The 7,470-nt window shown below is 74.9% G+C and carries 5 protein-coding genes; 4 read left to right on the forward strand and 1 reads right to left on the reverse strand.

Going from position 1 to position 7,470, the window contains the following annotated elements; translation table 11 throughout:
* The first annotated feature begins 4 nt into the window (after positions 1-4).
* Positions 5-3,127, forward strand: coding sequence for a helicase C-terminal domain-containing protein (locus AXW62_RS09785; RefSeq protein WP_252368559.1), 3,123 nt, complete (start codon positions 5-7; stop codon positions 3,125-3,127).
* A gap of 18 nt (positions 3,128-3,145) precedes the next feature.
* Here the strand turns inward: AXW62_RS09785 and AXW62_RS09790 are convergent, their stop codons facing one another.
* Positions 3,146-3,661: a VanZ family protein gene (locus AXW62_RS09790; RefSeq protein WP_306305050.1), complete on the reverse strand. Its 516-nt coding sequence runs from the start codon at positions 3,659-3,661 to the stop codon at positions 3,146-3,148.
* 28 nt (positions 3,662-3,689) lie between these two features.
* Between AXW62_RS09790 and AXW62_RS46915 the strand changes: the two genes are divergently transcribed.
* The 3 genes from AXW62_RS46915 to AXW62_RS09805 form a co-directional block, all read left to right on the forward strand.
* Positions 3,690-4,136 (forward strand): hypothetical protein, encoded by a 447-nt coding sequence (locus AXW62_RS46915; RefSeq protein WP_060944162.1) that lies wholly within the window; start codon positions 3,690-3,692, stop codon positions 4,134-4,136.
* Positions 4,137-4,235: 99 nt separating this feature from the next.
* Positions 4,236-5,885 (forward strand): DNA repair helicase XPB, encoded by a 1,650-nt coding sequence (locus tag AXW62_RS09800; protein WP_060944163.1) that lies wholly within the window; start codon positions 4,236-4,238, stop codon positions 5,883-5,885.
* A gap of 440 nt (positions 5,886-6,325) precedes the next feature.
* Positions 6,326-7,470 (forward strand): HelD family protein (locus AXW62_RS09805; RefSeq protein WP_442267813.1); only part of this gene is annotated, 1,145 nt, incomplete at its 3' end.

Raw genomic sequence — 7,470 nt, forward strand, 5'->3', positions numbered from 1 at the left:
ACAGGTGGTACGGGCCGTGGAACGGCTGGACCGGTTCGCGCTCCAGACCGCCGAGGCCCTGGCGGTCGCGCCCGACCCGTGTCCGTACGCAACGCTGCGGGATCTGATGACGGGCGGTGGGCGCGCTGGGGGCGGCCGTCCCCAGCAGGACGGCCGCCCCCGGGCTGCCGGGAACGCCTCGGCCGCCCGGGACGCCTCGGCCGCCGGGGACGCGTCGGATTCCGCGCCGGGCCCCGCATCGGGCGTCTCGCCGGGCGCGGGCGCCGCCCTGGGCGCCGACGAACGCACGGCCGACCAGAGCGCAGCCCACGAGGGCACGGCCGACCAGGGCGCAGCCGACCAGGGCACGGCCGACGAGCGCGCAGCCCACGAGGGCGCGACCGAGCAGCACACAGCCGAGCAGCGTGCGACCGGGCAGCGTGCGACCGAGCAGCACACAGCCGGGCAGCGTGCGGCCGCCGACGGCCCCCTGAGCGCCGATGAGCGCGCCGCGATCGTGGCCGAACTGCCGCGCGCCGTGGCGACCCTGCGCGACCAGGCCCTCGTCTGGGGCGGTGACGACCGGCTCCGCCTCGTCCGCACCGCCCGCGAACTGCTCGCCCCCTCCCCCACCTCCCCCTCCCCGACCGGTCTCGGTCCGACCGTCCAGGAGGCCACGTCCGGAATGTCCCCCGGTCGGCTACAGGAGCTGCTGGCGGGCGCCGGGCTGCCTCCCACGCACGACCCGGTGACGGCGGTGGCGGCCCTGGCCGGGCTGTTCCAGGACCGTGCCCGGATGGCGGCGCTGCTCGACGGGGCACCGGCCGCCGCGGTGGCCGTGCTGGCCAAGCTGACCTGGGGGCCGCCGTACGGGGAGGTGTCCGTCTCCTCGCCGACCCCGCCCGTCGGCTGGCTGCTGGACCGCGGGCTGCTGCTGCCGTCCGGGCCGCGCAACGTGGTGCTGCCCCGGGAGGTCGCCCTGCATCTGCGCGACGGCCGGGCGCACCGCGTCCCCGAGCCGCTGGCCCCGCCGCTCTCGCCCGCCACCGAACACGATCCACAGGCTGTGGACAACACCGCGGCGGGTCAGACCTTCACCGCGCTGGCCACCGTCGAGGAGCTGCTGGGCCAGTGGGAGAGCGCCGGACCGCCGGTGCTGCGCGCGGGCGGGCTGAGCGTCCGCGACCTCAAGCGGACCGCCGTGGCCCTCGACGTGTCCGAACCCGTGGCCGCCTTCTGGATCGAGCTGGCGTACGCGGCCGGGCTGGTCGCCTCCGACGGCGAGACCGACGAGCGCTACGCCCCCACCCCCGCCTACGACGACTGGCTGCGGCTGCCCGCCGAGGAGCGCTGGGCGCGGCTCGCCGCCGCCTGGCTGCCCGCGACCCGTACCGCGGGGCTGGTCGGCGGCCGGGACAGCAGGGGCCGTACCCTCGCCGCGCTCGGCCCGGAGCTGGACCGGTCACCGGCCCCCGAGGTCCGCCGCCGGGTCCTCGAACTCCTCGCCACCCTCCCGCCCGGTGCCGCACCCACCCCCGAGGTGCTGCTGGCCCGGCTGCGGTGGGAGCGCCCGGCCGGTCACCGCGGCGCCCCCGCTCCCGGCGCCCCCGCTCCCGGGTCGGCCGCTCCCGGTACCGCCCCGCCCAGCGGTCCCGCCGGGTCGCCCCCAGGGGCACCCGCCCGGACCGCCTCACCCATCGCGGAGGACCTGCGCTCGCGGCTGGCCCGCTGGGCCGTGGCCGAGGCCGAGCTGCTCGGGATCACCGGCCGGGGCGCGCTGTCCTCCCACGGCCGCGCGCTGCTGGAACGCCACCCGGACGAGCCACCCGCCGGAAGCGGCACCACGGCCCGGAGCACCACCACGGCCCAGCACGCCGCCACGGCCCGCGGCGACGCGACGGCCCGGCACGCCACCACCGCCCGCGGCAACGCGACGGGCCAGCACGCCACCACCGCCCGCGGTGACGCCATGGCCCACCCCGCCACCACCCGCGGCGACGCGACGGCCCACCCCGCCACCACGGCCATCACCGCCGCCGCGGCCGCGCACGCCGCGCGGCTGCTCGCGCCGCTGCTCCCCGAGCCCCTCGACCACGTGCTGCTCCAGGCCGACCTGACCGCCGTCGCACCCGGCCCCCTGGAACGGCCGCTCGCCGAGACGCTCGGCATCCTCGCCGACATCGAGTCCAAGGGCGGCGCGACCGTCTACCGCTTCACCCCCGAGTCCGTACGCCGTGCGCTGGACGCCGGGCGCACCGCCGACGATGTGCACACCTTCCTCGCCGCGCACTCCCGCACCCCGGTGCCCCAGCCGCTCACGTACCTCGTCGACGACGTGGCCCGCAAACACGGCCGTCTGCGCGTCGGCGCCGCCTCCGCGTATCTGCGCTGCGACGACGACGCGCTGCTCGCCGAGATCCTCGCCGACCGCCGCTCGGCGGGGCTGCGGCTGCGCCGTCTCGCCCCCACCGTGCTGGCCGCCCAGGCGCCGCCGGACACGCTGCTGGAGGGACTGCGGGCGATGGGGTACGCCCCGGCGGCCGAGTCCGCGGAGGGGGATGTGGTGGTCACCCGGCCCGAGGCGCAGCGCACCCCGCCCCGTAGGCCGCCCGTCCCGGTCCCGGAGGGACCGCCGGTGCCCGACGCCGCGCTGTTGGCCGCGGCGGTGCGCGCCATCCGCGCCGGGGACCTCGCCGCGACCGCGCCCCGCAAGCCGACGGCCACGTCCGGACCCGGAACGGGTGCCGGGACCGGGGCCGAGGCGGAGGCCGGGTCGGGCGCGGGAGCCGGAACGGGCTCCGGGGCCGGAACGGGCTCCGGCGGCGGGGCACGCTCGGGGGCCGGAACCGGAACCGGGACGACCGGGACCGGGACCGAGGCCGGGGCCGGTTCCGCCGCCACCGGGGACCGGCTGCCCCGCACCACCCTCGCCGACACCCTCGCCACCATGCAGGCCGCGGCCCTGACCGGCTCGAACGTGTGGATCGGCTATGTCAACGCGGACGGCGCGGCCACCCAGCGAGTGATCGCCCCGGTCCGGGTCGAAGGCGGCTTCGTCACGGCGTACGACCACACGGCCGACGAGGTCCGTACGTACCCCCTGCACCGCATCACCGGCGCCGCCGAACTGGCCGAGGACACGCCATAGGCCGGCCGGCGGCACAGGTCAGGCGGCAGGCGGTCGCTGGGTCCAGCGGTGCCACCAGTGGCGGCGGCGCGGATGCAGGGCGTGGCCGAGCCGACGGCCGATCACCACATACCCGAGCAGCGCGCCCGTGGTGTTGAGGATGACGTCGTCGATGTCGAACGCCCGGCCCTCGACGATGAGCCCCTGAGCGGCCTCGACGGCCACCATCACCAGGGCCGTCACCACGACCACCCGCAGCGCGCCCCGCGCCTTGGGCACCAGCACCGGCAGCAGCACCCCGAAGGGCGCGCCGAGCAGCACATTGCCGCCGATCTGCTTCACCGTGTCCCGGAAGGCGGGCTGGTCGAGGTAGGTGCGCAGCGACTGCCCCGGACGCAGATTGGTGTGAACGAGATCGACGGAGGCGGGCGAGGGCACGAGCGTGGCCTTGGCGAGCGCCACCGCGAAGCCGACCATGCAGACGAACGCCAGCAGCAGCACCATCGCCCGCGCGAGATGCGAGCCGAACGAATCGCGCTGGAGGGGCCGCTTCACCGGGGCGTCCTGGGGCTCCGGTGGGCTCGTGGTCCGGGCCGCCCGAGCGGTCCGGGCCGTCCTGTCCGTCCCGGCCGTCCTGTCCGTCCGGCCCGCCCCGGTCTTCCCGGCCCCGGGCTGGGTCGACCGGGGATCGGCAGCACGGGGCTTCATGGTCCGCTGCTTCGCGGTCCGGGGTTTCGCGGTCCGGGGCTCTGCGGTCCGGGACCGCTTCGTCAGGGCCCCGTCCCGCCGCGTCCCCCGCTTCGCCGCGCCGCTCGTCGTCCCGGAGCCCTCCCCCGGCTTCCTCTCGGCCGTCCGCTTCGCCGCCCCCCGCTTCTCCGGTGTCCCCTTCTCCGTCTTCTCCGTCGTCTGCTTCGCCGTCCTCCGCCGGATCTCCCATCCAGCGATGCTGATCACAGGGAACTCCCTCCCGCCCGGGGCTCCGTCGTCGCCGCTCCATCGGTGCGTATCCGTCTTCGCCGCTTGCCCGTAGCCGCCCGGAGTATCCCTGTGGCTCTCCGCCACGCCCTCCCCATGGGGGACGATGGGGGACACTGGTTCTTTGGCCGGCAGCACGAAAGGACCCAGGCGCGTGAATGGACCCCTCATCGTCCAAAGCGACAAGACGCTCCTGCTCGAGGTGGACCACGAGCAGGCGGACGCCTGCCGCCGCGCCATCGCGCCCTTCGCCGAACTGGAGCGGGCGCCCGAGCACATCCACACCTACCGGGTGACCCCGCTGGGGCTGTGGAACGCCCGCGCCGCCGGGCACGACGCCGAGCAGGTCGTCGACGCCCTCGTCGCGTACTCCCGCTACCCCGTCCCGCACGCCCTCCTCGTCGACGTCGCCGAGACCATGGCCCGCTACGGGCGGCTGCGGCTGCTCAAGCACCCCACCCACGGTCTGGTCCTGGAGACCAGCGACCGCCCGGTCCTCGAGGAGATCCTCCGGTCCAAGAAGATCCAGCCGCTGGTCGGCGCCCGGATCGACCCGGAGACCGTCGTCGTCCACCCCTCCGAGCGCGGACAGATCAAGCAGACGCTGCTGAAGCTGGGCTGGCCCGCCGAGGACCTGGCCGGTTACGTGGACGGCGAGGCGCACCCCATCGAGCTGCGCGAGGACGGCTGGGGCTTGCGTCCGTACCAGAAGCAGGCCGTGGAGGGCTTCTGGCACGGCGGCTCCGGTGTGGTCGTCCTGCCCTGCGGCGCCGGAAAGACGCTGGTGGGGGCGGGTGCGATGGCCACCGCCAAGTCGACCACGCTGATCCTGGTCACCAACACCGTCTCCGCCCGGCAGTGGAAGCACGAGCTGGTGCGCCGCACCTCGCTCACCGAGGACGAGATCGGTGAGTACAGCGGTACGAGGAAGGAGATCCGCCCGGTCACCATCGCCACGTACCAGGTGCTCACCACCAAGCGGAAGGGCATCTACCCGCATCTGGAGCTGTTCGACTCCCGCGACTGGGGCCTGATCGTCTACGACGAGGTGCACCTGCTGCCGGCGCCGGTGTTCAAGTTCACCGCCGATCTGCAGGCGCGGCGGCGGCTCGGGCTCACGGCGACGCTCGTCCGGGAGGACGGCCGGGAGTCCGATGTGTTCTCGCTCATCGGGCCCAAGCGCTTCGACGCGCCATGGAAGGAGATCGAGGCACAGGGCTACATCGCGCCCGCCGACTGCGTCGAGGTCCGGGTCAACCTGACCGGGACCGAGCGGCTGGCGTACGCGACCGCCGAGGCCGACGAGAAGTACCGCTACTGCGCGACGACCGACTCCAAGCGGCGGATCACCGAGGCGCTGGTCGCCCGGCACAAGGGGCAGCAGACCCTGGTCATCGGCCAGTACATCGACCAGCTGGACGAGTTGGGCGAGCACCTGGACGCGCCGGTCATCAAGGGCGAGACCACCAACGCCCAGCGGGAGAAGCTCTTCGACGCCTTCCGGGAGGGCGAGCTGTCGGTGCTCGTCGTGTCGAAGGTCGCCAACTTCTCCATCGACCTCCCCGAGGCCACGGTCGCCATCCAGGTCTCCGGCACCTTCGGCTCCCGTCAGGAGGAGGCCCAGCGGCTGGGCCGGGTGCTGCGCCCGAAGGCCGACGGTCACCCGGCGGTCTTCTACTCGGTGGTCGCACGCGACACCATCGACCAGGACTTCGCGGCGCACCGCCAGCGGTTCCTGGCCGAGCAGGGGTACGCGTACCGGATCGTGGACGCCAGTGAGCTGCTCGCGGACGAGGACGTCTGACGTGCGGGGGCCCGGCGCCGGTCGCCCCTGACCGTCGGCCCGCCACCGGCCGCCCCTAAACGTCGGCCCGCCACCGGCCGCCCCTGACCATCGGCCCGCCACCAGTCGCCCCTAAACGTCGGCCCGCCGCCAGTCGCCCCTGACCATCGGCCCGCCGCCAGTCGCCCGCGACCGTGGGCCCGGCGCCGACCGCCCGTGACCATCGGCCCGCCACCGGCCGCCCGTGACGTCGGGCCGTCATTAATTCATTCGCCTCCCCGAGCCGCCCTCGCTACAATCGCCGGTCTTGCCGCCTCCCGCGTTCCGGACGAACGACGAACGGGAGAGCCGCCGTCCGGACGGAAACCGGTCGGCATCCGGACCGCGCATCCGTACCGCGCATCCGCTTTGTGTGCTCGTTTGTGTACTCGCTCGTGTACTCGCTCGCCGGAGGCTACGCCGTGCCCTCGCACGCCCCTGACCACGCAGACCCCCTCGCGCGGGAGCGCGCCCATCTGACCGCGTCCCGCGCCGCGCTGCGCGCCATGCGCGCCGACGTCGAGGCCCTCGACCTCAGGGACGTCGCCGCCAACTGGGTCAACGCCGAAGCGCTGCACCACCAGGTGAGCGAGCGCATCAAGGCCCTCGCCGACCTCGCCGACACCCCGCTCTTCTTCGGCCGTCTCGACTATCTGCACGCACCGGGCGCGGAGGCGGCGGAGGGCGCGGAGGGGGAGCGCTTCTACATCGGACGCCGCCACGTCCACGACGCGGACGGCGACCCCATGGTCATCGACTGGCGCGCCCCCGTCTCCGAGCCCTTCTACCAGGCGTCCAAGAAGGCGCCCATGGACATCGCGCTGCGCCGCCGCTTCGGCTACACGCTCGGCGAGCTGACGGCCTACGAGGACGAACGGCTCAGCGACCCCGCCGAGGCCGAACAGACCAGCAAGCTGCTCCAGTCCGAGATCGAGCGGCCGCGCGTCGGACCGATGCGGGACATCGTCGCGACCATCCAGCCGGAGCAGGACGAGATCGTCCGCCAGGGGATCGGCGGCACCATCTGCGTCCAGGGGGCGCCGGGCACCGGGAAGACGGCCGTGGGGCTGCACCGGGTGGCGTATCTGCTGTACGCGCACCGCGAGCGGCTGGCCCGCTCCGGCACCCTGGTCATCGGCCCGAACCGCTCCTTCCTCCACTACATCGAGCAGGTCCTGCCCGCCCTCGGTGAGTTGCAGGTGGCCCAGGCGACCGTCGAGGACCTGGTGACCCGCCCGGCCCTGGGCGCGGAGGCGCGTGGCACCGACACGCCCGACGCGGCCCGGGTCAAGGGGGACGCACGGCTGGCCGAGGTGCTGCGCCGCGCCCTGCGTTCGCACGTCACCACCCCCACCGAACCATGTGTGGTGGTGCGCGGCTCCCGCCGCTGGCGGGTGCCCGCCTACGAACTGGAGGAGATCGTCGAGGAGTTGCTCGCCCGCGACATCCGCTACGGCGCGGCCCGCGAGGCGCTTCCACAGCGCATCGCGCACGCCGTGCTCATCCGGATGGAACAGGCGGGCGAGGCGCCCGACGACCGGGTCCAGGACGCGGTGGCCCGCAACCC

Origin of the sequence: Streptomyces hygroscopicus subsp. hygroscopicus, assembly GCF_001553455.1 — a bacterium.
Lineage (GTDB): Bacteria > Actinomycetota > Actinomycetes > Streptomycetales > Streptomycetaceae > Streptomyces > Streptomyces hygroscopicus.